Origin of the sequence: Aerococcus urinaeequi, assembly GCF_001543205.1 — a bacterium.
GTDB lineage: Bacteria > Bacillota > Bacilli > Lactobacillales > Aerococcaceae > Aerococcus > Aerococcus urinaeequi.
Genome location: NZ_CP014162.1, coordinates 1903803 through 1928815 on the forward strand (window position 1 = coordinate 1903803; position 25013 = coordinate 1928815).

Sequence of the window (25013 nt, forward strand, 5' to 3'; positions counted from 1 at the left end):
AAAGAGATTTAAAATAAAAGGAGCTGCATATAATGCAACGTAGTGTGTATTGTGGAAATGTGTCTAACGAATTCGTTGGACAAACTGTAACATTAAAAGGATGGGTACAAAAACGTCGTGACCTAGGTGGGGTAATCTTTGTTGATTTACGCGACCGCGAAGGTATCGTTCAAGCTGTATTCAACGTGGAAAACTTAGGCAACCAATTTGCTGAAGCTGAACGTTTACGTTCTGAATACGTGATTGAGGTAACTGGTGAAGTTGTGTTGCGTGGTGAAGGATTGGCGAACCCGAAAATTAAAACTGGTGACATTGAGGTGATGGTTTCTGATTTAACAATCTTAAACATTTCAAAAACACCACCATTCCCAGTTGAAGATGACATTGATGTAAACGACGAAATTCGTATGAAATACCGTTACGTTGACTTACGTCGTCCAAAAATGGCGAACAATATGAAATTGCGTCATCAAGTAGTATCAACAATCCACCGGTACTTAGATGATCAAGAATTTATCGAAGTAGAAACACCTTACTTAACAAAATCTACGCCAGAGGGTGCGCGTGATTACTTAGTACCATCTCGTGTACATCCAGGTGAATTCTATGCATTACCGCAATCACCACAATTATTCAAACAATTGTTGATGTCTGCAGGTATGGACCGTTACTACCAAGTTGTTCGTTGTTTCCGTGATGAAGATTTACGTGGAGACCGTCAACCAGAATTTACGCAAATCGACTTAGAAACAACTTTCTTAACACAAGAAGAAATTCGTGATTTAGTAGAAGGTATGTTGAAAACAGTTGTGAAACGTACTAAAAACATTGATATCACTGAAAACTTCCCAATCATTACTTATGACGATGCAATGGCACGGTACGGTAACGACAAGCCAGATACTCGTTTTGGTTTAGAATTAGTGGAAATTTCTGATATCGTTGACCAATACGAATTCAAAGTATTCAACCAAGCAATTGAAAAAGGTGGCATCGTTAAAGCTATCAATATCAAAGGTGCTGGTGACAACTACTCGCGTAAAGACTTGGACAACTTAACACCATTTGCATCTACATACGGGGCTAAAGGTGTGGCTTGGATCAAAGTCACTGACGAAGGTTTATCTGGTCCAATTGGTAAATTCTTTAAAGACAATCCTGCACCATTAATGGACCGTTTACAGGCTGAAACTGGTGACGTCTTAGTGTTCGTTGCAGATAAAGAATCAGTTGTAAACCAATCATTATCTGAAATCCGTTTGAAATTCGGTCGCGAATTAGACTTAATGGACAAAAACCAATTCAACTTCCTGTGGGTAACAAACTGGCCATTGCTTGAGTATGATGAAGATACAAAACGCTTCAACGCAATGCACCACCCATTCACTATGCCTAACGAGGAAGACGTGGATAAATTAGCTGAAAACCCAGAAGATGTATACGCACAAGCTTACGATATCGTTTTAAATGGTTATGAAATCGGTGGTGGATCATTACGTATCTACCAAAAAGAAATGCAAATGCAAATGTTCAAAGCTTTAGGCTTTACAGAAGAATCTGCAACTTCTCAATTTGGTTTCCTATTAAATGCTTTAGACTACGGTTTCCCACCACACGGCGGATTAGCTTTAGGTCTAGACCGTTTAGTAATGTTATTAGCTGGTGAAGAAAACATCCGTGAAGTGATTGCCTTCCCTAAAAATGGTCGTGCATTTGACCCACTAACAGAAGCACCAAGCCAAGTATCAGAACAACAATTAGAAGAATTATCATTATCAGTCACTACAATTGATTTTGATTAAGTATAAAAAAATGGCCTCAAGGCCATTTTTTTAATAATCATCGTAAACTTGAAGTGTCATATCTAACAATTTTGAAGAGTAAATATATGTCGTATGGTAGAATATACTTAGATATATATTTACTTTTTTATTTGGAGGAGGATTAAGTTAATGAGTAAAAAATCATGGATATTAGCAATTGTTGCTGTTATTATCCTCGCACTGGGTGCATTTGGTAGCCAATTGACCAGCCAAACCAATGTCAATAATCTGCTTTCTGAGGGATCAAATGTGTTTTCAAGCGCGCAAAATATTATTGAAGTAGGGGACACAAACCGTCAGGTGGCGGTGTTAGAAGTCGATGGAACGATTGCAGACAACTCTGGGTCAGGTTCTTTTTCTGAAGGGATGGATTACCAAGGTATCCTAGATTCTATTGAAGAAATTAAAGAAAATGATGATGTCCAAGCACTATTATTAACCGTCAATTCACCAGGTGGTGGGGTATATGAGAGTACAGAATTATATAATGCCTTACTTGACTTAAAAGAAAGTCGTGAAATCCCAATTTATGTTTCAATGGGGCAAATGGCTGCTTCTGGTGGTTATATGATTTCAATGGTCGGTGATCAAATTTATACAGATAGTGAAACCACTACTGGTTCAATTGGTGTCATCATGCAAGTGCCGAACTTCTCAGGCTTTATGGAAGAGCATGGTTTAGCTATGGATACCTACAAATCAGGGGCATTGAAAGATATGGGTTCATCATTTAGAGGTGCTTCTGATGAAGAAAAAGACGTCTTAAATTCTTTCATTCAAGAGAAATACAACCGTTTTGTTGAAATTGTAGCGAATGGCCGCGGGATGTCAACTGATGACGTGAAAAAATTAGCTGATGGCCGCATTTATTCAGGAAGTCAAGCCGTTGAAAATGGCTTAGCTGACCAAATTGGTTACGAAGAAGATGCTTTAGCAGCCTTAAGAGCTGATAACAACCTGGAAACAGCTACCGTTGTAGACTACTCACCTACATCTGCTACTTCATGGCTGACTGATTTTATGTCATTATTAGCTGAGAAAAACTTATTTACTAGTCAATCAGAAACCAATACAGCGGATGAAATGACACAAATTTTAGAGGTTTTAGAAGATACCTCAACACCTCAATTCTATTACATGTACGGAGGTGAATAAGATGTTTAAACGCCGTAAAAAAGCTAAGGATAATCAAGATAGTGTTGAATTGCCGAAGCTAAATGAACGTCTTTATGAAGGGTCAGTAGAAATAGATTTTAAAGAAAAACGTCGTGAACGCAAAATTAAATCTTTGCAGGCTTCACCGCAAGAAATCTTTTCAAATTATCGCCGTAACCTAGAAGCAGATATTGCTTCAGGCTATGCTCGTAATCTGTATGGCGGTTTCTGGATTCGTTTGGTTGCCTTCTTAATTGATTTACTGATGGTATACGCCTTACGTTTACTAGTCACGGGTGTCTTAAATGCAGTAACACAAGGCGCTTATAGCACCTTACCTGCTGCAGTAACTTTCCTAGTCGATCAATTCGTCTTAATTGCCTACTTTACCTTGTCCACATACTTTACCAATGGCCAAACGATTGGTAAAGGGTTACTAGGCCTTCAAGTTGTAACCAACAAGCAATATAAATTATCCTTTATGACATGTTTACTTCGTGAAGGTTTAGGGAAAGTGATTTTAACGACAATTCCGTTTTTAGGTTTGATGGTTGTTTTCTCAAACAAGCGTCAAAATTTCATGGATTACTTTACAGATACAAATGTCATTTCATTAGGACAATTTGCTATGTTGTTTGAAGAAAATGCGATTTAATAATTTACAAAAGGTGTAGCTGAAACGCTACACCTTTTGTGGTACTTTGGCTTATGAAAACTGTGCCGCTTCTTGCACCCATTGAATAACTCTTGATTTTTTTTTTAGGTGCGTTATAATAATGAGAAATAAATGAAAACCTTTAACTTGCGTCCAGAGAGACGAAGAAGGCATGACACGTCTAGTTTTAACCGAATGGGGAAAGACTACTTCTTTTTGCGCACGCAAGTAGGGAAGTAGTCTTTTTTCTTACTTAAGCAAATAATGGAGGTCATACCATGGTAAAAGTGATTATGAATGAAAAAGAAATTGGCCGCGCTTTAACACGTTTATCTCATGAAATTATCGAACGTTATAAGGGTATTGATAATTTGGTACTTGTTGGGATTGAAACGAGAGGTGTTCCTTTAGCTGAACGTCTAGCTGCTAAAATTGAAGAAATTGAAGGAGTTGTTCCTGTCGAAAAGATCAATATCGATGGTTACCGTGATGACGCAGAAGAAGCTATTCAAGTGGCAAAAAAAGGGACAGATTTAACGGGTAAAAAGGTCATCTTGGTAGATGATGTTTTATATACTGGCCGGACAACACGCGCTGCTTTAGATGCTTGTGTTGACCTAGGTCGTCCAGCTGAGATTGCCTTAGCAGTTTTAGTTGATCGTGGACATAGAGAATTCCCAATCCGTGCAGATTTTGTCGGAAAAAATATCCCAACTGCTCGTGAAGAAGATGTGGTTGTGGCTTTAAATGAAGTAGATGATAAAGACGAGGTTTTAATTAAATAGACGTAGTGTATTACTTTAAGTGGGTCCGAGAGGCTACAAGTGATTTTTCTATGTGAACTGGTTTATGTAGAACCAGTGTATTCACCTAGCGAAGTGCTTGTAGACATGGATCTACAAGCACTTTTTTCGATGAAAGTAGGTATATGAATGCGACATTTCTTATCCGTAGAACAATTTACCAATGAAGAATTTATGATGTTAGTGAGGAGAGCGTCTGACTTTAAACATGGACGAGACAGTTTTAAGAGCGACCGAACGATCGTGAATATGTTCTTTGAAAATTCAACGCGAACCAAAATGAGTTTTGAGATGGCTGAACACAAAATTGGCATGCATCGGATGAACTTTGACCTGACAACGTCATCCGTTAATAAAGGGGAGTCTCTATACGACTCAGTCCTGACCATGCAAGCAATCGGTGCCGACGTTGTGGTTATCCGCCATCCTGACGCTAACTATCCTGACCAACTGGTTAACCTTGATGTGCAGGTGGTAAACGCGGGTTCAGGAGCAGGTCAGCATCCCTCCCAATCTTTACTTGATATTATGACCATTTACGAAGAATTCGGTGACTTTAGAGACTTAGATATCGCCATTATTGGTGATATCATGTATTCAAGGGTAGCCGTTTCCAATATGATGATGCTAAATCAATTAGGGGCGAATGTCATTTTTGCTGGGCCAAACCAATACTTTGATAAGCGCTATGAAAAATATGGTGAGTGGATGTCAGTTGACGACGCTGTGAAAACGGCCGATGTCGTGATGATGCTGAGAGTTCAATTGGAACGCCATCCAAACGGGGACAAGCCTTTTGAAAAGGCAGACTACCATGAAAAATTCGGTTTAACGCGAGAACGATTCCAAACCATGAAAGACCACGCCATTATCATGCACCCAGCACCAGTTAACCGGGACGTTGAGATTGCGGATGAATTGATCGAGTGCGAGAAGAGTCGGATTGTGTCACAAATGTCCAACGGGGTTTATGCACGTATTGCAATTTTGGAATGGGTATTGAAAGGAAGATATGATGAGCTTAATAATCACAAATGGTAAACAGGTTACAAAAGATAATCAACTAGTAGATATTCATTTAAAAATTGACGGCAAAAAGATTGTCGCAGTTAGCGAGCAATTAGATTTCGACGTTGCGGATAATGACCAAGTTATTGATGTGGCTGGGAAGTTAGTCACACCAGGATTGACAGATGTCCATGTCCACTTCCGCCAACCCGGTTTTGAAGATAAAGAAACCATTTTAACTGGTAGTCAAGCAGCAGCTCGGGGTGGTTTTACTCGCGTTGCGGCCATGCCTAACTTGAATCCAGCACCTGATACACCAGAAAAATTAACAGCTATCCAAGAATTGATTGATCAAGATGCAGTTATTGAAGTCTTACAATATGCACCAATTACAGGTAACCTTAAATCAGATGACTTAGTCGACATGGAAAATATGCCAGAAGCCTTTGCCTTTACCAATGACGGGTTTGGGGTTCAAACTGCAGGCACTATGTATCTGGCTATGAAAGAAGCAGCCCGCCTAGGTAAACCAATCGTTGCCCATACGGAAGACGAAAGTCTATTATTTGGCGGTGTAATGCATGAGGGTGTTAAAAATAAGGAACTTGGTTTACCTGGTATCTTAAATGCAACAGAATCTAGTCAAATTGCACGTGATATTCATTTAGCGGAAGAAACAGGTGTCCATTACCACGTTTGTCACGTATCCACTAAGGCATCTGTCGCAGCTATTCGTGACGGTAAAGCGCGTGGTGTGCATGTGACAGCAGAAGTTGCACCACATCATTTAATTCTAAATGAACTAGATATCCCAGCTGACGATGCTACTTACAAGATGAACCCACCTTTACGTGGTGAAGAAGATCAAGCGGCTTTATTAGAAGGTTTGTTAGATGGTACTTTAGACATGGTCGCAACTGACCATGCACCGCACACTTTGGCTGAGAAGGCTAACGGTTTTATGGGTTCACCATTTGGAATTGTTGGTATTGAAACTGCGTTTGCTGTGATGTACACCCATTTTGTAAAGACAGGTATCATGTCTCTAGCCTTTTTACTTGAAAAAATGGTTACAGCACCAACAGATGTATTCGACTTAGCACCTGCTACACTATCAGTTGGTAGTTCAGCAGATATTGCAGTTTTTGATCTATCGCAAGCCTATACAATTGATCCAGCAGACTATTTATCAAAATCACAAGTGACACCATTTAACGGGGAAGAAGTATTTGGTATGTGTGCTTTGACTATTTATCAAGGAAATATCGTTTATCAACAATAATGTGTACCAAGAGTCATTTAAGGAGGCTATTATGTCACGTTTAAGTGTTAAATTACCAGGTTTAGAATTAAAGAATCCAGTAATGCCAGCGTCTGGCTGTTTTGGTTATGGAGAAGGTTTTGCAGACAAATATGACTTAAGCATTTTAGGTGCTTTAGTAGATAAATCAACAACTGTAGAAGTTAGAAAAGGGAATCCAGATCCACGTTACTACCACTCCGGAGAACGTATTTTAAATTCAGTTGGTCTTAAAAATCCAGGCGTTGAAGGGGTTTTAGCAGAAAAATTACCTTATCTAGCACAATTTGATGTACCCATTATTCAAAGTGTTGCCGGGTCAACAGTTGAAGACTATGTTGAGGCAACGAAAGCTTTATCTAAAGCTCAGAATGTAAAGGCTATCGAATTAAATATCTCTTGTCCAAATGTTAAACTAGGTGGTCTACAATTTGGTACCGATCCAGAAGTAGCAGCAGATTTAACTAGACAGGTAAAAGCCGTAACGTCTTTACCTGTTTATGTAAAATTAACGCCTAATGTAACAGATATTACGGTTATTGCAAAGGCGGTAGAGGCTGCAGGTGCCGATGCTATTGTAATGATCAATACAATTACAGGTCAAACATTCGACCTACAAACAAGACAACCCGTTTTAGGTGGGATAACTGGTGGCTTGTCTGGTTCTTCCTTGAAATATGTTGCCTTAAGAATGGTACGTCAGGTTGCACAAGTAGTAGATATTCCTATCATTGGAGTAGGTGGTATCGAAAGCATTGATGATGTATTAGAAATGATCATTGCTGGTGCAACAGCTGTTCAAATAGGTTCTGCCAACTACGCCAACCCAATGGTTTGTAAGGAAATCATCGAAGGCTTGCCAGCACGTATGGATGAACTGAATATTGAATCTATTGAAAAATTAGTCCAAGAAATGAAAATGATGATCAAACAATAAATACATTGAAAAACAGCGCTCATGACAATCATGGCGCTGTTTTTTTTATTTTATAGTGTTATTTTAAGCTGAGCGGTTTCGCTCTCACCCTGGGTAGTCGGGTTTGAGCTTCAAGACAGGACTGCATTTCAGTTTAAGTTGTAGCTGACTTTGGCCATCTACTGCCTTAAACTTCCAATGTTCCTGTCTGAACGTCGGCTCTCTCACCCTGGGTAGTCGGGTTTGAGCCTCAAGACAGGACTGCATTTCAGTTTAAGTTGTAGCTGACTTCGCCATCTACTGCCTTAAACTTCCAATGTTCCTGTCTGAACGTCGGCTCTCTCACCCTGAGGTTTTGGTTGAGTTGAAGAACATGATGATCAACGTGGCTGTTTCTTCAATTGACCGGTCAGCCACGTTGATGACTGGACAATTCAACTCTTCGTATAGTTTGTTGGCGTAGGCCAATTCTTTTTCAATTCGGGCATCATTTGTATATAGACTGGCATCTTCAATCCCATATGAGCGCATCCGTTCACGACGGAACTTATTTAAAACATTGACGTCATTGGTCAAGCCAATGATTTTTGACCGATCAATTTTATAAATAATATCTGGGATTCTAGATTCTGGGACCAACGGCAGGTTGGCCACTTTATAACCCATATTCGCAAGATACATACTTAATGGGGTTTTAGACGTTCTAGAAATCCCTAATAAGACGATATCCGCATCGATAAAGCGTTTGGGTTGTTGACCGTCATCGTTATTGACCGCAAACTCTAAGGCCTCAATTCGTTTATAGTATTCATCGTCAAGTTGGTGGCGAATACCCGGTTTTCCGGACGGTTTCACATTTGTTTGGCTCACAATCTGATCCATTAATTTGTCAAGGACATTCAAGTAGAAAATCCCCGCCATTTCACAATAATCTTCCGCAATTTTATTAAGGTCTTTATTGATGAAAGAAGCAACGATGGATGCTTTTTCAATTTTTGCCTGTTTTAAAATAGGTAGTAGCATGTCATCGTGTTGTATGAAAGGGTAATTAGTGATATCAAATTCAACGGATGGAAATTGAACGGACACGCTTTGGAAAATATCATTCACTAGCGATCCAACTGCATCAGAAATCAGGAAATACTTTGGCTTTTGTGGTGTGACTTGGCTCATCTTTTTGCCTCCAATAATCTATATATTAAGCTTATTCTACCATATATAATATGACAGAAAAATCGAAGATAAAACAATTTGAATTCGAAACAAAAGTATGATATATTATTAATACGAATTCGAAATATAAAAACTTAAAAGATATTTCATTAAAAGGGAGCAATAATTATGTCAACAGATTTATTAGGTATTCACCACGTAACGGCTATTACTTCAAGCGCGGAAAAGAACTATCAATTTTATGCAGGTGTTTTGGGCATGCGTTTGGTTAAGAAAACAGTTAATCAAGATGATATTCATACTTACCATACCTTCTTCTCAGATGATGAAGGGAACGCGGGTACAGATTTAACATTCTTTGACTTTCCGGACGTGCCAAGTGGTTACTATGGTACAAACTCAATTTCTCGTATCGGTTTACGTGTGCCAAATGATGCATCCTTAGCTTACTACGAAGAACGGTTGAAATCATTTGATGTGAAGACTGAAGAAATTAAAGAAGTTTACGGAAAGAAAGTTTTACGTTTTGAAGATTTTGACGGTCAACGCCTACAAATCTTCTCAGATGAAAAAAACGAGGGTGTTGCACCTGGTAAACCTTGGAAAAATGGTCCAGTCCCAGAAGACAAAGCGATTTACGGATTAGGACCAATCGAAATTTCAGTATCTTACTATGAAGACTTTGGAAAAATTCTCGAACAAATCTATGGCATGAAACAATTGTCAGACGATGGTCAAGAAGCCCTATATGAAGTAGGCGAGGGTGGTAACGGTGGTCAAGTTATCTTACGTAAAGACTTAGTGACACCACCTGGATTACAAGGATACGGTGAAGTTCACCATGTATCATTTCGTGTCGCTGACCACGATGCCATCCAACATTGGGTCAACAAGTATCAACAAATCGGTCTACCAAGTTCAGGTTTAGTCGATCGTTTCTTCTTTGAAGCCCTATACGCACGTATCGGTGACATCTTGATTGAAATCTCAACTGATGGACCAGGTTTTATGGGTGATGAACCATATGAAACGTTAGGTGAATCATTATCATTACCGCCATTCTTGGAAGAAAACCGTGCGCATATTGAGTCGCAAATCCGTCAATTTGATACAACACAGCCCAATGATTATGGCTTCAAATCGTAATCAATCCGTGTTAGAATAAGTAGGAACTGGAGTGATAACTATGAATTTTGTAGATGAGTCCATGCAAGTCCTACACGAAGCTGGTTTTAAATATACCAAGAAACGTGCTGACATGTTAAACGTCTTTGATGAAGAAGGGGCCTATTTCCTGAGCGCCAAAGAAGTGCAGCAACGATTAGAAAACTTATATCCAGGTATCTCATTCGATACCATTTACCGGAACCTAAAATTATTCGAAGACCACCACTTCCTTGAAACCTCTGAAGTCAACGGGGAGATGGTCTTTAGAAAGCATTGTGATCCACATTTAGGACACCACCATCATTTTATCTGTACAAATTGTGGCAAGTCGATTCCAATCAATTCTTGCCACATGACATTCTTTGCTGATCAATTACCAGGTTGTGAAATTGTCAGCCATACCATTGAATTACAAGGGCTTTGTAGTGAATGCCAGTAAGATAAATATTTCGGAAAAGGAGCTAGAGACCATTTCTAGCTCTTTTTTCGTAGGTAAAATCGCAGCTAATTGGGCTAGCATTTTCCTGGTAAAGACTTGGGACATTTTCCCTTAGAAATACTTAAGACATAATCACTTGTGAATAACACAATTCTCAACAAATTTACCTTAGGATAATTGACTTTATAAATATAATGGCGTATAATTCACTAGAACGTTTTTTCAAGTATGAAAGAACGATTTGTAGTAACGAGGGGAGGGAAATGTCATGTCAAAAACTGTAGTTCGTAAAAACGAATCACTTGACGACGCTCTTCGTCGCTTCAAACGTTCAGTTTCAAAATCTGGCACAATACAAGAAGCACGTAAACGTGAATTCTACGAAAAACCTTCAGTAAAACGTAAGAAAAAATCTGAAGCGGCTCGTAAACGTAAATTCTAATCGTTTACCTTGCGATAAAGGAGGCGGATCATGGCGTTATTAGACCAACTAAATACCGATATGAAGGTAGCCATGAAAGCTAAAGATAAATTTAAGTTATCTGTTATCCGTATGTTAAAAGCAGCAGTTCAAAATGCTGAAATTAACAAGGGAAGTGCATTGTCTGAAGATGAAGAAATTGAACTTTTGGCTCGCGAGTTGAAGCAACGAAAAGAGTCGGAAGCAGAGTTCCGTCAAGCAGACCATGTAGAATTAGCAGATAACGCAGTTGCTGAAATTGCGATTATCGAAGAATACTTGCCTGCACAATTATCAGAAGCTGAATTAGACGAGGGTGTCAAACAAGTTATTGACGAAGTTGGCGCTACATCTATGAAGGATTTTGGTAAAGTCATGCAAACTGCTGTGGCCAAATTTAAAGGTCAAGCGGATGGTAATGCAATCCAAACAGTAGCAAAAAAATATTTAGGTTAATGAATCTAGATCTAAGAGGGAAGTCTTCGGACTTCCTTTTTTGTTGGGCAAAAAATCGGTTCTCACACTTTAAATGAGAAAATAATTAAAAATAAATTAAAAACAACTTGCAATCACATCTTGTTTTTGATAAATTGTAGTTAGCAATTTGAAAGGAGTGACAACAATGCGCCAATTTAGAATATCTTCCAAATATATCATGCATGCTGGCGTATTTGTTGCGTCTCCATTTAATTCAAAACAAGATTTATTATTATTAGCTAAGTAGGATTCTTCTCTAGGAGAGTCCTTTTCCACGTGAAACGGGCTCTAGCTAATGAAACGGCGGCCTGTTGACGGTCGTCGTTTTTTTATTAGCTGAGGGCAAAGTCGTGAAGAATAGTAAAAGTCTGGAAGTTAAGTGGAGCCTTTTTTCAAATCAAATAAGATCTTAAAAGATAAAGGAGCGATTTTGATGGATTTAGGATTAAAAGGTAAAGTAGCAGTCATTACAGGGGCAAGTAGAGGTATTGGATTTGAAACAGCGAAAACACTTGCTGAGGAGGGTGCACAAGTTGTGATTACAGCCCGCCACGAAGACCGATTAATTGAGGCACAAACAGCTATTAAAGAAGCGACAGGGGTTGAAGTGGATTACGCAGTAGCTGATGTCACAGATTTACCCGCTGTCCAAAAGGCGATCGCGGATACGGCATCCAAATACGGGACTATCGATATCTTAGTCAATAATGCGGGTGGCCACAGAGCGGGCTCATTTGAAGAAGTAGATAATGACACATGGCGATTCGACCTGGAAATTAAAATTATTGGTGTGGCCAATTTTACCCGTGAAGTATTGCCTTATATGCGTAAACAAGCTTCAGGTTCAATTATTAGCGTGGTTTCAAATTCTGGTAAGACGCCAGGTCCAAAGTCTGTACCGACTTCACCAGCTCGTTCAGCTGGTTTAGCTGTCATCAAAGAATTGAGTAAGGAGTACGGTGAATACAATATTCGTGCAAATGCGGTATGTATTGGTTATATCCGCAGTGAACAGGTTGAAAAGATGTGGCAAAATGACCCAGAAAATCCAACTTGGGAAGAGTTTTCAAAACAAAAAGCCAAAGATACGCATACGCCAATGGGCCGTGTTGGTGAAACAACAGAAGCTGCTAAAGTGATTAGCTTCCTTGCTTCAGATGCCGCCTCATATGTGAGTGGTGCAGCTGTCAATATTGATGGTGGCGCATCAGACGCTATGTAATTCTAAGGAGAAAAAAGCTTATGATGGATCAAGAAATTATTCACGCTAGTAAGACACTATATCAGGCAGATAATGAAAAAGTGCCGGTACAATACGGGAAATTTGGAATTGTCAATGAAGAAGACGGCTACCGAGTGCAACAAGCTGTTTTAGATTTAAGAAAAGAGGCTGGTGAAAAAGTTGCAGGTTATAAAATTTCCTTGTCAGCAAAAATTCAGCAGTCATTTTTTAAGACCACAACGCCTTTATACGGCGTCATGACGGACAAAGGCGTTTGGGGTTCGGATATGGACCTGAGCAAATTTATGGGTCCTTTGTTAGAATTTGAAATCATATTCAAGGCTGAAGAAAGGATTTCGTCTGACGATTCAGTGGAAACCATTATGTCTAAATGCAAGGTGGCGACAGGATATGAAATCCCTGATTGCCGGTATGACGATTGGTACGGGAACATTTCAAAATTTGAATTGATTGCCGATGGGGCAGCCAATGCAGGTGTAGTAGCTGGTGAATACGTCAAACGGACTTATCAAGAAATTGATGACGTGATGGGGACAGTAACAGTAGATGGTCAACCATACACCCAAGGTTCTTCAAAAGAGGTGATGGGTCACCCAGCTTATTCAGTCCAATGGTTGGCACAGAAATTGGCTGAAACAGGCAAAGCTATTGAGCCGGGCATGTTTGTGGCTTCAGGTGCCGTTAATATGCCGAAAGTTATTAAACCAGGCGTTTATGTTGGCCAATTTGAAGGTCTACCTCCAGTTACGCTAAACGCTAAATAAAGGCAAAATAAAATCAAAAAAGCATTTGCTATTCCGAGATTTAGGAAAGCAAATGCTTTTATTGTCTATTTGACTTATTGTGATTTAATAGCCTTTTTCTTTTGAAACGACATTGACTGATAAATCGCCATCTTTTGTGTAAGCTGCTAAGTTAGCTTGGAATATCTTGTAAGTTTCAATTGCAAAGTGTTCTACTTGACCAGTCATATGTGGCGTCACATCAATCTTGTCATGGGCCCAGAAAGGATGGTCTGCTGGCAAAGGTTCTTCTCTAAAGACATCAAGGGATGCATAGGCAATGACACCTTGATCAATAGCTTCAATTAAGTCCTGGTCTACAATGGCTGATCCACGTCCCACATTAATAAATAAGGGTTGTTTTTCTTGACGACCGAAATATGTAGCATCAAAGACGTTTTGTGTGGCGTCTGTTTCTGGTAGGACGTTGACGATGATATTGGCATCAGTCACTTGTTCAAAGCCGTCCGCTGTTTTCACTGTTTGATCAAAGTAGTGTACATCGCGGCCTGAAGTATTCACACCAACAGTTTTTAAACCGAATGCTTGGCCGATACGGGCGATTTCTTTCCCTACATTACCAGCACCAAACACGACCATTTTCTTTTCAGGCAAAGACATGTGTTGGGCATATTCCCAATGTTGTTTTTCTTCACGCGCCTTATAAATATGTAAACTCCGGTAGTAGTTCAAGATGTAACCAAAAACGGTCTCTGCGATTGGTGTCGCATGAATCCCACTCATGTTTGTGATTTGAATCTTTTCATCAGCGACGACTTCTTTAGGTAATTGATTGATGCCAGCGAATTGGACTTGGATCCAGCGAAGGCTATCATAACCATTTGCTGCATATTTTTCAGCTAAATCAGCATCCCAGCCATATTGAATTTCAATATTGGGGAAGTCTGTGTCGGTCAACTCGTCCGCCATTTTCACCTGATAATTACTTGCTAAGTCTTTGATATCATCGATTTGCCAATCCTTTACAAGGTTTGCGATGGCTAATATTTTTTGCATAGTGTGTGCCTCCCTAAAGCGTTTTCTCTATTGTATCATTGATTGGTTGACTTGCGAAAACAAACACTTTTTTTCGGTAAAAGGGCTAAGCATTCGAAAATTAACGACCTGTTATTCGTATTTATGCCAGATTTTTGCTATAATTTATTTAATACGAAAAGGGGGAAGTTTTCATTTGACAGAATCTGCAATCAGTAAAAGTGTAGCCTTGATGAATCCAGCATTAGCCGTACAACTATTTGGTACTGAGGACCGTAATCTTTCTTTGATTGAACAAGCTTTTGAGGTGCAAATATTTGCCAGAGATGAGCAAATTGAAGTAACCGGACAAGAAGCGGATGTTGCCCAAGCGATTGATTTACTGACAGAATTACAAGTTATTCTACAATCAGGTATCACAATTGGTGACCGTGATGTGGTTACTGCGATTAAAATGGCAAAGAATGGGACTATCAACCACTTTGTAAGTTTATATGAAGAGGAAATTGGCCGGACCTTTGAAGGGAAAGCTATTCGAACAAAAACTGTAGGTCAACGTCAATATTTACACGCTGTCAATAAACATGCCATTACTTTTGGGATTGGACCAGCTGGTACCGGGAAAACTTTCTTAGCAGTGATGATGGCCGTTCAGGCTTTAAAACAAGGACGGGTAAAACGGATTGTCCTAACGCGTCCAGCAGTTGAAGCAGGGGAAAGCTTAGGTTTCCTACCTGGTGACTTGAAAGAGAAGGTTGATCCGTACTTACGACCAATATATGATGCCCTATATACTATTTATGGCCGGGAGCATACTGAACGCTTACTGGAACGTGGCGTGATTGAAGTGGCACCACTTGCTTATATGCGTGGTCGGACTTTGGAAGATGCTTTCGTCATTCTTGATGAAGCACAAAATACAACGGTTGCCCAAATGAAGATGTTCTTAACACGTCTTGGTTTCGGGTCTAAGATGATTGTCAATGGAGACAAGACACAAATTGATTTACCTAGAGGTGCTAAATCCGGGTTAATCGATGCGGAAAGACACTTGCAGGGGATTAAAGATATCGACTTTGTGCACTTTACAGCGACTGATGTTGTTCGTCACCCAGTGGTTTCAGCAATCATCAATGCCTATGCCAATGAAGATAAGGGTAATTAACGATAGACAAGGCAAAAAGAAAAAAGGTGAAAAAGTGTTAGATTTAATTTTTGAAGATAAGACGAATGGGCTTTCTAGTAAAGATAAAGAGATGTTGCATGAATTATTGGATTTTGCAGCAGATTATTTGAAACTTACTGGAGAAATTGACTTATCTTTGACCATCGTGAACGATGCAGAAATTCATGAAATCAATAAAACTTATCGCAACATTGACCGTCCAACTGACGTGATTTCTTTTGCGATTGAAGATTTAGGTGAAGATGAATTAGCAGTTATGGGCTTGCCAGAGGATATGCCACGTGAATTGGGCGATCTTTTTATCTCGATTGATAAAACACGCGAACAAGCAGCTGATTATGGCCATTCTTTTGAACGTGAACTAGGCTTTTTAGCTGTCCATGGATTCTTGCATTTGAATGGTTACGACCATTTGAATGAAGCAGATGAAAAGGAAATGTTTGGCCTACAGAAAGAGATTTTAGATGCTTATGGACTTAAAAGAGCGTAAACAAGTACCAAAACCACCAAAAGTGGATAAGAACCATAATTTTTTTGAATCAATGGGGTATGCCTTAAGTGGGATAAAATTTGCCTTTATTCATGAACGAAACATTCGTTACCAAATTTTGGGGTTGATTTTAGTCATGTCGGCCGCTTGGTTTTTTGCTTTGTCCATTGAAAAGTGGTTAATTTTAATTTTAACCTGTGCTATTGTGATCTGTATGGAAATTACCAATACCATTGCTGAGTGGATTATTGATTTAGTGACCGACAACCAATACCATCCCATTGCAAAAAATGTGAAGGATGTAGCGGCTGGTGGTGTACTGATTTCATCTACAATGGCTGTAATTGTTGGCTTGCTAATTTTTGTACCTGAGATTTTACTTTTTTTCAAATTAACATAAAAATAAGGGAGACTATTTTTGAATATAGAAGATTTTAATATAAATGATTTTGACAACATTGAGGATTTAGAAAAATTACTAGAGGATGACGGAGACCAAGCTGAAGATGACTTTGATGGTTATAAGTCAGGATTTGTAGCCATCGTTGGCCGTCCTAATGTTGGGAAATCAACCTTTTTAAACCGCGTTGTGGGGCAAAAAGTAGCCATTATGTCTGATAAGGCGCAAACGACGCGTAACAAAATCCAAGCGGTTTATACAACAGATGAGGCGCAAATTGTTTTCATTGATACACCAGGTATTCATAAACCTCATAATGAGTTGGGCGAATTTATGAATAAATCTGCCTACCAATCACTTGAAGAAGTAGATGCCATCTTAATGTTGGTGAATGCGGAAGAACCTATTGGTCCGGGTGACAAATTTGTCTTTGAAAAGATTAAAAACTACAAGACTCGTAAGTTCTTGGGTGTCAATAAAATTGATAAGGTATCCCCTGAAGCCTTAGCGGACTTTATGCAAACTATTCCAAGCCCAGAATCTTTTGACGGGATTATCCCACTATCTGCTTTAAACGGCAATAATGTGGAGACCTTGATCGATACCCTAGTTGGTTTATTGCCGACTGGACCACAATACTATCCATCTGAATTTATCACAGACCATCCAGAATACTTTGTGGTTTCTGAATTAATCCGTGAACAAATTTTATTAAATACGTATGAAGAAATCCCACATTCAGTTGCTGTTCAAGTAGACTCCATGCAAAAAGATGAACTGGACCGCGTGCATGTGTATGCAACCATTATCGTCGACCAAAAGAGTCAAAAGGGGATTATCATTGGTAAGGGCGGTAAGATGATCAAGAAAATTGGTGTTGAAGCCCGCAAGGAAATCGAAAATTTACTTGGGTCTAAAATCTATTTAGAACTTTGGGTGAAAATCATCAAAAACTGGCGTAACAACAAGGCTAACCTAGGTGACCTTGGCTACAACCATAAAAACTATAAGGGTTAATAAATGCATCGCTAACAAAATGGCATCATATTGACATGCAAAACGAAAGGGGACAAGACCATGCGAAAAGACCATTACGCGCGTTTCGATGGGATTGTCCTTTTTACGCGGAAATACAAGGAAAAAGACCTGCTAATTAAAATATTCACCAAGGAATTTGGTAAGCGGATGTTCTTCATTAAGAATATTCAACGACAGAATAACGGTTTAAGGGAAATTGCCTTTCCCTATATGCGAGCCTCTTTTGTGGGAACCATCAACGATAAAGGTTTTTCCTTTCTTAATGATACGGACGATGTTCTATTTCCAAAGGCAACGATCTCAAATATACAGGCTAATGCCTATGCAGCCTACATGACAGGGTTGACCGATGCCGCCTTTGAAGACTTCATTGAAGAAGACAAGGTGTTTAACCTGCTCTGGCAAGGTCTAGGCAAAATAGAAGCCGGCGTCGATCCGTCAGTCGTGGCCAATATATTTGAAATTCAGTTGCTGCCGAAATTCGGGGTGGGCCCTAACTTTAGGTCATGTGCTATTTGTGGCCGTGATCAAGGCCGTTTTGACTATTCCATGCAATATGCTGGCGTTTTATGCGAACAACATTTTCACATGGATGATAGGCGTCTCCATTGGTCACCACGGGCAAGTCATTTTATTCGACTGTTTAGTCAAATACCATATGACAAACTAGGTCAAGTGGACTTACAGGCGACAACAAAAACTGAAATTCGGCAAGCCTTGGATGATCTTTACGAAGAGTATGTAGGGATCCACTTAAAAAGTAAGCATTTTATCAGCCAAATGGAAACTTTCGTCAATCCGCTTGACGACAAAAGAGAAAAAAAGTATGATAATAGCTGAATAAAAGAAGTGCAGTGAAAATACTAAGTAAGAAGATGTAGATTCCAAAGCGAAGCCGGATAGTGGGAGCGGCTGGATTGAAACCTTGTGAAGGCATATTGGAGCACTTAACAATAAAGTGCTGATGGATTTTATCCGTTAGAAGTAGGGTGGAACCGCGAGATAATCGTCCCTATGTGTTTGTTTTTTCAAATACATAGGGGCTTTTTTGTGTCTTCTGATGTATTTGACCACTATCATAATAGATTAAAAAATGAGGAAGTGAACATCTTGGCAACGAATCAAAAAACATTTCAAGATATAATTTTAACTTTACAAAACTACTGGGCTGAACAAGGTTGTTTAGTTTTAAACGCTTATGATACAGAAAAAGGTGCGGGTACCATGTCACCTTATACTTTCTTGCGTGCAATTGGTCCTGAACCATGGAACGCTTGTTACGTAGAACCATCTCGTCGTCCAGCAGATGGTCGTTACGGTGAGAACCCTAACCGTTTATACCAACATCACCAATTCCAAGTGGTGATGAAACCAAACCCAGATAACATTCAAGAATTATACATTGAAAGCTTGAAACAATTAGGAATTGACCCATTAAAACATGATATTCGTTTTGTAGAAGACAACTGGGAAAACCCATCACTTGGCTGTGCTGGTTTAGGTTGGGAAGTTTGGTTAGATGGGATGGAAGTCACTCAATTTACTTATTTCCAACAAGTTGGTGGTTTAGAATGTAAACCTGTTACATCGGAATTAACATATGGTTTAGAACGTTTAGCTTCTTACATCCAAGAAGTAGATTCAGTTTACGATATTGAATGGGTTGAAGGCGTTAAATACGGTGAAATTTTTGGTCAAGCAGAATACGAGCATTCAGTTTACTCATTTGAAGAATCGGATGTAGATATGTTATTCTCTGCCTTCAATAAGTATGAAGCTGAAGCCTTGAAACAAATCGACAACGAATTAGTCCACCCAGCTTATGACTACATTTTGAAATGTTCACATGCATTTAACTTACTAGATGCTCGTGGTGTGATTTCTGTTACTGACCGTGCAGCTTACCTTGCTCGTATCCGTAACATGGCCCGCCGTGTAGCTAAAATGTTTGTGAAGAAACGTGCTGACTTGGGTTACCCATTGTTAGACCGTGAAACAGCAGAAGCGTTATTGAAGGAGGAAAAATAATGAGCCAACATACATTTTTATTTGAAATTGGTTTGGAAGAAGTACCTGCTCAATACGTACGTAATGCCGTGAACCAATTAAAATCACTAGTAGAAAACTTTTTATCAGACAACCGTTTAACTTTTGACAATGTCGAAACATTTGCGACACCTCGCCGTTTGACTGTACGTGTTAATGGTTTAGCCGACAAGCAAACAGACTTTTCTGAAGTAGCTAAGGGACCTGCTAAACGTATTGCCCAAGATGAAGAGGGTAATTGGACCAAAGCTGCCCAAGGTTTCGCTCGCGGTAAAGGTGCCTCTGTTGAGGATATTTACTTTGAAGAAGTTAAAGGTGAAGAGTATGTTTTCATTAATATTTCGGAACCAGGTAGCCAAGCGGCCGACATTTTACAAGATGTGGTTTCAGTTATCGACCAAATGTCATTCCCTGTTTCAATGCACTGGGCGTCTTATGACGTTAAATACATTCGTCCAATCCACTGGATGGTTGCCTTATTAGATGACCAAGTCTTACCGTTAACATTCTTGAATCTAACAGCTTCAAATATCTCTCGCGGACACCGTTACCTAGGTTCTCAAGAGGTTGTGATTGTGGACGCTAATGCTTATGAAGCAGCCTTGGCAGATGAATTTGTTATTGTAAACCAAGACGAACGAAAAGCATTAATCGAACAACAAATCGAACAATTAGCGAATGAAAACAAATATCAAATCGATATCGATGCTGACTTACTTGAAGAAGTTACCCAAATTGTTGAATACCCAACTGCCTTTATCGGCAACTTCGACGACAAATACTTAGCGTTACCGGATGAAGTATTGATCACTTCAATGAAGAACCACCAACGTTACTTCTATGTTAAAGACCAAGTAGGCAAATTGTTGCCATTATTCTTAGCTGTTCGTAACGGTAACGCTGATCACTTAGATAATGTCCGTAAGGGTAATCAAAAAGTCCTGACTGCACGTTTGGAGGATGGTTTCTTCTTCGTCAATGAAGATAAAACCAAAACGATTCAAGACTTCCAAGACCGTTTAGCTAAGGTAACTTTCCATGCTGAAATTGGTTCCTTACAGGAAAAAATGGCCCGTACTGGTCAAATCGCCAAATATCTAGCCGAAAAATGGTCCGGTCAGTTAGCTGACGTCCAAACCGGAGACATCACTCGTACTGGTGAAATCTACAAGTTCGATTTAATGACCGGTATTGTGGATGAGTTCTCAGAATTACAAGGGATTATGGGTGAAAAATATGCCTTAGCCTTTGGTGAAGTACCTGCAGTTGCTACTGCTATTCGCGAACACTACATGCCAATTTCTGCTGAAGGTGAATTGCCTGCTAGCCAATTGGGTAAATTGTTTGCTGTGTCAGATAAACTAGATTCAGTGATTTCATTCTTTAATATTGACCGAATTCCTTCTGGTTCAAACGATCCGTTTGCTTTACGTCGACAAACATCAGGAATTGTGCGTATTCTAATCGAAAATGAGTTAACTTTTGACTGGAAAACTGATATCATTAGTATCTTGCAGACTGTTTATGGTATTGAAGACCAAGAGCGCCTAGTTGAATTACAAACAGCTTTAAGCCAATTTGTGAATGACCGCTTGAAAGCTATCTTAAATGACCAAGAAGTTCGTTACGATATTGCGGATGCTGTTTTGCAAAGTCGTTCAGCGGATATCTTAAGAAAACTAGCGGCAAGTAAAGTCTTACAAGCAGCTAGTGAAAAAGCGTCATTTAAAGAAACGCTTGAAGCATGGAACCGTATTTTGAACTTGGGTGCGAAAGCCCGTGAATTAAATGTCCAAGATGTTACAATAGAAGAAAGTCGTTTTGAATCTGATTCAGAAGCTGCATTATTCAATGCCGCCAAAGGCTTAGAGATGACAAATGACATGCAGGACAACTATAATCAACTTGAGGCTTTAACACCAGTTATTACTGAATTCTTTGATAACAACATGGTATTTGCTGAAGATCAAACAGTACAAAACAACCGGTTAGCCATCTTAAGCATGATTGCGCAAGCCATTTTAACGCTTGCTGATACAAACCGTATTAACACGAAATAAAAGCAAAAATAAAAGAAATTGAAAGGAGGGGTAACATATGTCAACATTTTTTGATTATGCCAAGATCTGGGTAAAAGCAGGTAAGGGTGGCGACGGTATGGTTGCCTTTTTACGAGAAAAATATCGTCCAGATGGAGGTCCAGCTGGAGGAGATGGCGGTCGCGGAGGCGACATCATCTTCAAAGTTGACGAAGGGTTAAGAACCTTGATGGATTTCCGTTACAACCGACACTTTAAGGCGAAACCAGGTGAAAATGGGATGCCAAAAGGTATGTACGGTCGTGGTGCAGAGGATATGTATGTCGCTGTACCCCCTGGAACTGTTGTCAAAAACTTTGACACTGGTCAAATTATTGGTGATTTAGTGGAGAACGGTGAAGAGCTCATCGTTGCACATGGTGGTCGTGGTGGCCGTGGAAACATGAAATTTGCGACTCACAACAACCCGGCACCAGAAATCGCTGAAAATGGTGAACCAGGTGACGAAATTACCCTACAACTAGAATTGAAATTGATCGCGGATGCTGGATTAGTTGGTTTCCCATCAGTTGGTAAATCAACCTTACTATCTGTTGTTACAGCGGCAACACCTAAAATTGGTGATTACCACTTTACAACAATTACACCGAACTTGGGTGTGGTAAATACCCGTTCACATGAATCTTTTGTATTAGCCGATTTACCAGGGTTAATCGAAGGGGCTGCTGACGGTATTGGTTTAGGGTTCCAATTCTTACGCCACGTTGAGCGTACTAAGGTGATTTTACATGTAATTGATATGGGTGGTTCTGAAAACCGCGACCCATTTGATGACTATGTAGCCATCAACAAAGAATTAGATAATTATGATGATAATTTGATGTCTAGACCAACGATTATCGTAGCCAATAAAATGGATATTCCTGAAGCTGAATTATATATTGAAGAATTCAAGGAAAAACTTGCAAGTTATTTTGCAGAAAACTATCCAGACTTGGAATTGCCAGAAATCTTCCCAATTTCAGCTTATACTAGAGAAGGCTTAGATCCTTTAATGGACCATACGGCTGAATTGATCCGTTTAGAAGAAGAGCGCATTGCTGAAGAAGGTAAACAAGCGTCTACTGAAACAGTGATTTATGAAATTCCTGAAGACGAAGAGCCGCCATTCTATGTAGGCCGTGAATCTGATGGTACCTTCTACCTGTACGGTGACAAGATTGAGAAAACATTCAAGATGGCGAACTTGGAATATGATGAGTCGGCATTACGATTTGCTCGTCAGTTGAAGAATATGGGCGTTGATAAAGCCTTGGCTGCACGTGGTGCGAAACAAGGGGATATTATCCGTATTTTAGATTACGAGTTTGAATTCCAAGAATAGTAGGTGCGACAAAAGTCGTTTAGAATTGACGGGCCGGATCAAAAGCCGAACAATTACTTTAAAAGTAATTGGCGTATTTTGGGAAGCATCGTATAATTCTGACTTTGGGCGCCTGATATCATGAGGATTGTTGGTGGGGGGTGACTCTTTAGTCTCAAACCCATCAAAAGACGAGCGCACATTGAACAGGGAGACTTGGATTTAATGTGCGCTCTTGATTTTTTTACGAATATATAAAATAGAAATGAGCGAAAAAAGTGGAGATAACTTTTTTGGGAACAGGTGCTGGCGTTCCGAGTAGAAGCCGTAATGTGACAAGCATCATGTTAAAACTATTAGACGAAAGTAATGAAATGTGGATGTTTGATTGTGGGGAAGCAACGCAACATCAAATTATGAAAACCACATTGAAACCGCGTAAAGTTACTAAAATATTTATCACGCATTTACACGGAGATCACATTTTTGGCTTGCCAGGATTTTTATCTTCAAGAAGCCATCAAGGCGGGGAAGCTCCGGTGACCATTTATGGACCTAAAGGGATTAAAGCTTATATTGATAACTTTCTTAAAGTTACCCGTACGACCTTAGGATATGATCTAATCATTCAGGAGTTAGCCGATGAAGGTATGGTCTTTCAAAATGACCAATACCAGGTCATCTATAAGACTTTAGACCACGCCGTTCAGTCTTATGGCTTTAGAATCATTGAGGCAGACCAAGTAGGGGAGTTGTTGATAGATAAGGCTAGGGAAGCGGGCGTACCAAATGGGCCTTTACTAGGTCAATTAAAACAAGGTAAGACCATTACTTTAGAAGACGGTACCCAGTTAGATGGTCGTGACTTTATTGGACCTGACAAAAAGGGCCATATAGTAACCGTCCTAGGTGATACCCGTTATAACCAAAATGCGGTAGCTCTTGCTAAAGATGCGGACCTTTTAGTGCATGAGGCGACCTTTGCTGCCGGCGAGGAACGCATGGCGCGTAATTACTACCATTCAACCGCTAAACAAGCTGGTCAGGTGGCTAAGGAAGCCAATGTCAAGAAATTATTACTAACCCATATCTCAGCTAGATATGTAGGAAAAGCCTCACAACAACTAGAGGCAGATGCCAAAAAAGTGTTTGCCAATAGCCAAATTGTAAAAGATTTTGATTCAATCAGTCTCGGATAAGTAGCCACATTTATAGGAGTGATGAAAATGTCTCAAACATACACAGTCATTACGGGTGCATCTTCTGGAATCGGTCAAGCTTTTGCTTATAAAATGGCCAGCGAAGGTAGAAATATCATCATCAACGGTCGGAATAAAAAGCGGTTGGACGAAACAAAGAAACAGGCCAAAGAATTAGGTGCTGGACAAGTTTTAGCTTATACAGCCGACTTAGTGACTGGTGACGAAGCCGAGAAATTCGCCCAATATTGCTTTGACAAAGGACAAATCGAAAATTTTGTCCATTGTTTAGGCTTCGGTGATTTTTCAACAATTAGTGACCAAGCTTATACGCAAATCGCAAAACTGACCCATACAAATTTATTATTAACCATGTTTCTTTCAAAACGCTTTGCTGCTGGGATGTTACACCAAGATACGAAAGCCAATAACATCACCTTAATTGCGTCAGTTGCTGGCTTAATTCAAACGCCTAAATCAGCTGTCTACGCAGCCAGTAAAGCGGGCGTTCATGCCTTTGCCAACGGCTTAAGACAAGATTTGTGGTCAACCAAGATTAAAGTGACTTGTATCTTGCCTGGTCCAGTTGACACTGCCTTCTTTGATATCGCGGATAAAGATGGGTCATACTTTAAAAATGTCCAATCTTTTGCCACCACACCAGAGATTGTTGCTGACAAAATGGCAACCGCGATTGAACGTGGCCAGTTTGAGGTAGTCGTGCCATTTTACTACGACATTATGAACCGTCTAATGAGATTGGCGCCAAGCCTAGCCTATCGCTTGATTCATATGACCTATGAAAAAGGCCAATTTAGAGACTAATTTTCTACGAAACTTAGAAATGAGGACAAA

Annotated in this window: 25 protein-coding genes; 23 read left to right on the forward strand and 2 right to left on the reverse strand. The window is 39.7% G+C overall.

The genetic code is table 11. The features are described 5' to 3' along the window. Nucleotides 1–29 precede the first annotated feature (29 nt). The 7 genes from aspS (at nucleotide 30) to AWM74_RS08845 (ending at nucleotide 7681) form a co-directional block, all read left to right on the forward strand. On the forward strand, nucleotides 30–1802 hold the full coding sequence (gene aspS, locus AWM74_RS08815) for an aspartate--tRNA ligase (protein WP_026466002.1): 1773 nt from the start codon (nucleotides 30–32) through the stop codon (nucleotides 1800–1802). A gap of 150 nt (nucleotides 1803–1952) precedes the next feature. Beyond that, the gene (gene sppA / locus AWM74_RS08820) at nucleotides 1953–2978 is read left to right on the forward strand and encodes a signal peptide peptidase SppA (RefSeq protein ID WP_026466003.1); all 1026 of its coding nucleotides are present in this window, start codon (nucleotides 1953–1955) and stop codon (nucleotides 2976–2978) included. Nucleotide 2979: 1 nt separating this feature from the next. Continuing rightward, entirely contained in the window at nucleotides 2980–3633 is a 654-nt protein-coding gene (locus tag AWM74_RS08825) for an RDD family protein (protein WP_034258180.1), read from the forward strand. A gap of 278 nt (nucleotides 3634–3911) precedes the next feature. Beyond that, nucleotides 3912–4418: a bifunctional pyr operon transcriptional regulator/uracil phosphoribosyltransferase PyrR gene (gene pyrR / locus AWM74_RS08830; protein ID WP_003142739.1), complete on the forward strand. Its 507-nt coding sequence runs from the start codon at nucleotides 3912–3914 to the stop codon at nucleotides 4416–4418. Between the two features lie 147 nt (nucleotides 4419–4565). Further along, nucleotides 4566–5477: an aspartate carbamoyltransferase catalytic subunit gene (locus AWM74_RS08835; protein WP_026466005.1), complete on the forward strand. Its 912-nt coding sequence runs from the start codon at nucleotides 4566–4568 to the stop codon at nucleotides 5475–5477. Then, the gene (locus AWM74_RS08840) at nucleotides 5452–6726 is read left to right on the forward strand and encodes a dihydroorotase (RefSeq protein ID WP_026466006.1); all 1275 of its coding nucleotides are present in this window, start codon (nucleotides 5452–5454) and stop codon (nucleotides 6724–6726) included. Before AWM74_RS08835 ends, AWM74_RS08840 begins: the two co-directional genes overlap by 26 nt. A gap of 31 nt (nucleotides 6727–6757) precedes the next feature. Further along, entirely contained in the window at nucleotides 6758–7681 is a 924-nt protein-coding gene (locus tag AWM74_RS08845) for a dihydroorotate dehydrogenase (protein WP_026466007.1), read from the forward strand. A 321-nt stretch (nucleotides 7682–8002) separates the two neighbouring features. Here the strand turns inward: AWM74_RS08845 and AWM74_RS08850 are convergent, their stop codons facing one another. Then, the gene (locus AWM74_RS08850; RefSeq protein ID WP_026466008.1) at nucleotides 8003–8833 is read right to left on the reverse strand and encodes a pyruvate, water dikinase regulatory protein; all 831 of its coding nucleotides are present in this window, start codon (nucleotides 8831–8833) and stop codon (nucleotides 8003–8005) included. A 168-nt stretch (nucleotides 8834–9001) separates the two neighbouring features. Between AWM74_RS08850 and AWM74_RS08855 the strand changes: the two genes are divergently transcribed. The 6 genes from AWM74_RS08855 to AWM74_RS08880 all read left to right on the forward strand — a co-directional run bounded on the left by AWM74_RS08855 (nucleotide 9002) and on the right by AWM74_RS08880 (nucleotide 13383). Then, a complete protein-coding gene (locus tag AWM74_RS08855; RefSeq protein ID WP_081665651.1) occupies nucleotides 9002–9979 on the forward strand; it encodes a ring-cleaving dioxygenase in 978 nt (325 codons plus the stop codon). Nucleotides 9980–10019: 40 nt separating this feature from the next. After that, a complete protein-coding gene (locus AWM74_RS08860; RefSeq protein WP_026466010.1) occupies nucleotides 10020–10439 on the forward strand; it encodes a Fur family transcriptional regulator in 420 nt (139 codons plus the stop codon). Between the two features lie 268 nt (nucleotides 10440–10707). Further along, on the forward strand, nucleotides 10708–10881 hold the full coding sequence (gene rpsU, locus AWM74_RS08865) for a 30S ribosomal protein S21 (RefSeq protein ID WP_003142732.1): 174 nt from the start codon (nucleotides 10708–10710) through the stop codon (nucleotides 10879–10881). Nucleotides 10882–10911: 30 nt separating this feature from the next. After that, complete coding sequence (locus AWM74_RS08870) at nucleotides 10912–11355, forward strand: GatB/YqeY domain-containing protein (RefSeq protein ID WP_016897393.1); 444 nt, start codon at nucleotides 10912–10914, stop codon at nucleotides 11353–11355. 454 nt (nucleotides 11356–11809) lie between these two features. Next, the gene (locus AWM74_RS08875) at nucleotides 11810–12598 is read left to right on the forward strand and encodes an SDR family NAD(P)-dependent oxidoreductase (RefSeq protein WP_026466011.1); all 789 of its coding nucleotides are present in this window, start codon (nucleotides 11810–11812) and stop codon (nucleotides 12596–12598) included. A gap of 20 nt (nucleotides 12599–12618) precedes the next feature. Beyond that, a complete protein-coding gene (locus AWM74_RS08880) occupies nucleotides 12619–13383 on the forward strand; it encodes a 2-keto-4-pentenoate hydratase (RefSeq protein WP_026466012.1) in 765 nt (254 codons plus the stop codon). Nucleotides 13384–13467: 84 nt separating this feature from the next. Here AWM74_RS08880 and AWM74_RS08885 read toward each other — a convergent pair whose 3' ends face one another. Then, entirely contained in the window at nucleotides 13468–14418 is a 951-nt protein-coding gene (locus AWM74_RS08885) for a phosphoglycerate dehydrogenase (RefSeq protein ID WP_026466013.1), read from the reverse strand. A gap of 175 nt (nucleotides 14419–14593) precedes the next feature. On the opposite strand from AWM74_RS08885, the gene AWM74_RS08890 reads away from it, so the two are divergent. The 10 genes from AWM74_RS08890 to AWM74_RS08935 all read left to right on the forward strand — a co-directional run bounded on the left by AWM74_RS08890 (nucleotide 14594) and on the right by AWM74_RS08935 (nucleotide 24983). Beyond that, entirely contained in the window at nucleotides 14594–15562 is a 969-nt protein-coding gene (locus AWM74_RS08890; RefSeq protein ID WP_016897388.1) for a PhoH family protein, read from the forward strand. Continuing rightward, nucleotides 15543–16073: an rRNA maturation RNase YbeY gene (gene ybeY, locus AWM74_RS08895; protein WP_048728125.1), complete on the forward strand. Its 531-nt coding sequence runs from the start codon at nucleotides 15543–15545 to the stop codon at nucleotides 16071–16073. Before AWM74_RS08890 ends, ybeY begins: the two co-directional genes overlap by 20 nt. Then, complete coding sequence (locus tag AWM74_RS08900; protein ID WP_016897386.1) at nucleotides 16048–16473, forward strand: diacylglycerol kinase family protein; 426 nt, start codon at nucleotides 16048–16050, stop codon at nucleotides 16471–16473. Before ybeY ends, AWM74_RS08900 begins: the two co-directional genes overlap by 26 nt. 18 nt (nucleotides 16474–16491) lie before the next feature. Then, the gene (gene era, locus AWM74_RS08905; RefSeq protein ID WP_016897385.1) at nucleotides 16492–17490 is read left to right on the forward strand and encodes a GTPase Era; all 999 of its coding nucleotides are present in this window, start codon (nucleotides 16492–16494) and stop codon (nucleotides 17488–17490) included. A gap of 60 nt (nucleotides 17491–17550) precedes the next feature. After that, nucleotides 17551–18351: a DNA repair protein RecO gene (recO, locus tag AWM74_RS08910; protein ID WP_026466015.1), complete on the forward strand. Its 801-nt coding sequence runs from the start codon at nucleotides 17551–17553 to the stop codon at nucleotides 18349–18351. A 261-nt stretch (nucleotides 18352–18612) separates the two neighbouring features. Continuing rightward, complete coding sequence (glyQ, locus tag AWM74_RS08915) at nucleotides 18613–19539, forward strand: glycine--tRNA ligase subunit alpha (RefSeq protein ID WP_026466016.1); 927 nt, start codon at nucleotides 18613–18615, stop codon at nucleotides 19537–19539. After that, the gene (gene glyS, locus AWM74_RS08920; RefSeq protein WP_026466017.1) at nucleotides 19539–21617 is read left to right on the forward strand and encodes a glycine--tRNA ligase subunit beta; all 2079 of its coding nucleotides are present in this window, start codon (nucleotides 19539–19541) and stop codon (nucleotides 21615–21617) included. Before glyQ ends, glyS begins: the two co-directional genes overlap by 1 nt. Nucleotides 21618–21654: 37 nt before the next feature. Then, on the forward strand, nucleotides 21655–22980 hold the full coding sequence (obgE, locus tag AWM74_RS08925) for a GTPase ObgE (RefSeq protein ID WP_026466018.1): 1326 nt from the start codon (nucleotides 21655–21657) through the stop codon (nucleotides 22978–22980). Between the two features lie 257 nt (nucleotides 22981–23237). Continuing rightward, a complete protein-coding gene (gene rnz, locus AWM74_RS08930; RefSeq protein ID WP_026466019.1) occupies nucleotides 23238–24158 on the forward strand; it encodes a ribonuclease Z in 921 nt (306 codons plus the stop codon). 27 nt (nucleotides 24159–24185) lie between these two features. After that, complete coding sequence (locus AWM74_RS08935; RefSeq protein WP_026466020.1) at nucleotides 24186–24983, forward strand: SDR family NAD(P)-dependent oxidoreductase; 798 nt, start codon at nucleotides 24186–24188, stop codon at nucleotides 24981–24983. Nucleotides 24984–25013 lie beyond the last annotated feature (30 nt).

Excerpts from the sequence above, each read along its gene's own strand:
- sppA (WP_026466003.1), top strand. The coding sequence starts at position 1,953 with ATGAGTAAAAAATCATGGATATTAGCAATTGTTGCTGTTATTATCCTC.
- AWM74_RS08825 (WP_034258180.1), top strand. The coding sequence starts at position 2,980 with ATGTTTAAACGCCGTAAAAAAGCTAAGGATAATCAAGATAGTGTTGAA.
- pyrR (WP_003142739.1), top strand. The coding sequence starts at position 3,912 with ATGGTAAAAGTGATTATGAATGAAAAAGAAATTGGCCGCGCTTTAACA.
- AWM74_RS08835 (WP_026466005.1), top strand. The coding sequence starts at position 4,566 with ATGCGACATTTCTTATCCGTAGAACAATTTACCAATGAAGAATTTATG.
- AWM74_RS08840 (WP_026466006.1), top strand. The coding sequence starts at position 5,452 with ATGAGCTTAATAATCACAAATGGTAAACAGGTTACAAAAGATAATCAA.
- AWM74_RS08845 (WP_026466007.1), top strand. The coding sequence starts at position 6,758 with ATGTCACGTTTAAGTGTTAAATTACCAGGTTTAGAATTAAAGAATCCA.
- AWM74_RS08850 (WP_026466008.1), bottom strand. The coding sequence starts at position 8,833 with ATGAGCCAAGTCACACCACAAAAGCCAAAGTATTTCCTGATTTCTGAT.
- AWM74_RS08855 (WP_081665651.1), top strand. The coding sequence starts at position 9,002 with ATGTCAACAGATTTATTAGGTATTCACCACGTAACGGCTATTACTTCA.
- AWM74_RS08860 (WP_026466010.1), top strand. The coding sequence starts at position 10,020 with ATGAATTTTGTAGATGAGTCCATGCAAGTCCTACACGAAGCTGGTTTT.
- rpsU (WP_003142732.1), top strand. The coding sequence starts at position 10,708 with ATGTCAAAAACTGTAGTTCGTAAAAACGAATCACTTGACGACGCTCTT.
- AWM74_RS08870 (WP_016897393.1), top strand. The coding sequence starts at position 10,912 with ATGGCGTTATTAGACCAACTAAATACCGATATGAAGGTAGCCATGAAA.
- AWM74_RS08875 (WP_026466011.1), top strand. The coding sequence starts at position 11,810 with ATGGATTTAGGATTAAAAGGTAAAGTAGCAGTCATTACAGGGGCAAGT.
- AWM74_RS08880 (WP_026466012.1), top strand. The coding sequence starts at position 12,619 with ATGATGGATCAAGAAATTATTCACGCTAGTAAGACACTATATCAGGCA.
- AWM74_RS08885 (WP_026466013.1), bottom strand. The coding sequence starts at position 14,418 with ATGCAAAAAATATTAGCCATCGCAAACCTTGTAAAGGATTGGCAAATC.
- ybeY (WP_048728125.1), top strand. The coding sequence starts at position 15,543 with ATGAAGATAAGGGTAATTAACGATAGACAAGGCAAAAAGAAAAAAGGT.
- AWM74_RS08900 (WP_016897386.1), top strand. The coding sequence starts at position 16,048 with ATGCTTATGGACTTAAAAGAGCGTAAACAAGTACCAAAACCACCAAAA.
- recO (WP_026466015.1), top strand. The coding sequence starts at position 17,551 with ATGCGAAAAGACCATTACGCGCGTTTCGATGGGATTGTCCTTTTTACG.
- glyS (WP_026466017.1), top strand. The coding sequence starts at position 19,539 with ATGAGCCAACATACATTTTTATTTGAAATTGGTTTGGAAGAAGTACCT.
- obgE (WP_026466018.1), top strand. The coding sequence starts at position 21,655 with ATGTCAACATTTTTTGATTATGCCAAGATCTGGGTAAAAGCAGGTAAG.
- AWM74_RS08935 (WP_026466020.1), top strand. The coding sequence starts at position 24,186 with ATGTCTCAAACATACACAGTCATTACGGGTGCATCTTCTGGAATCGGT.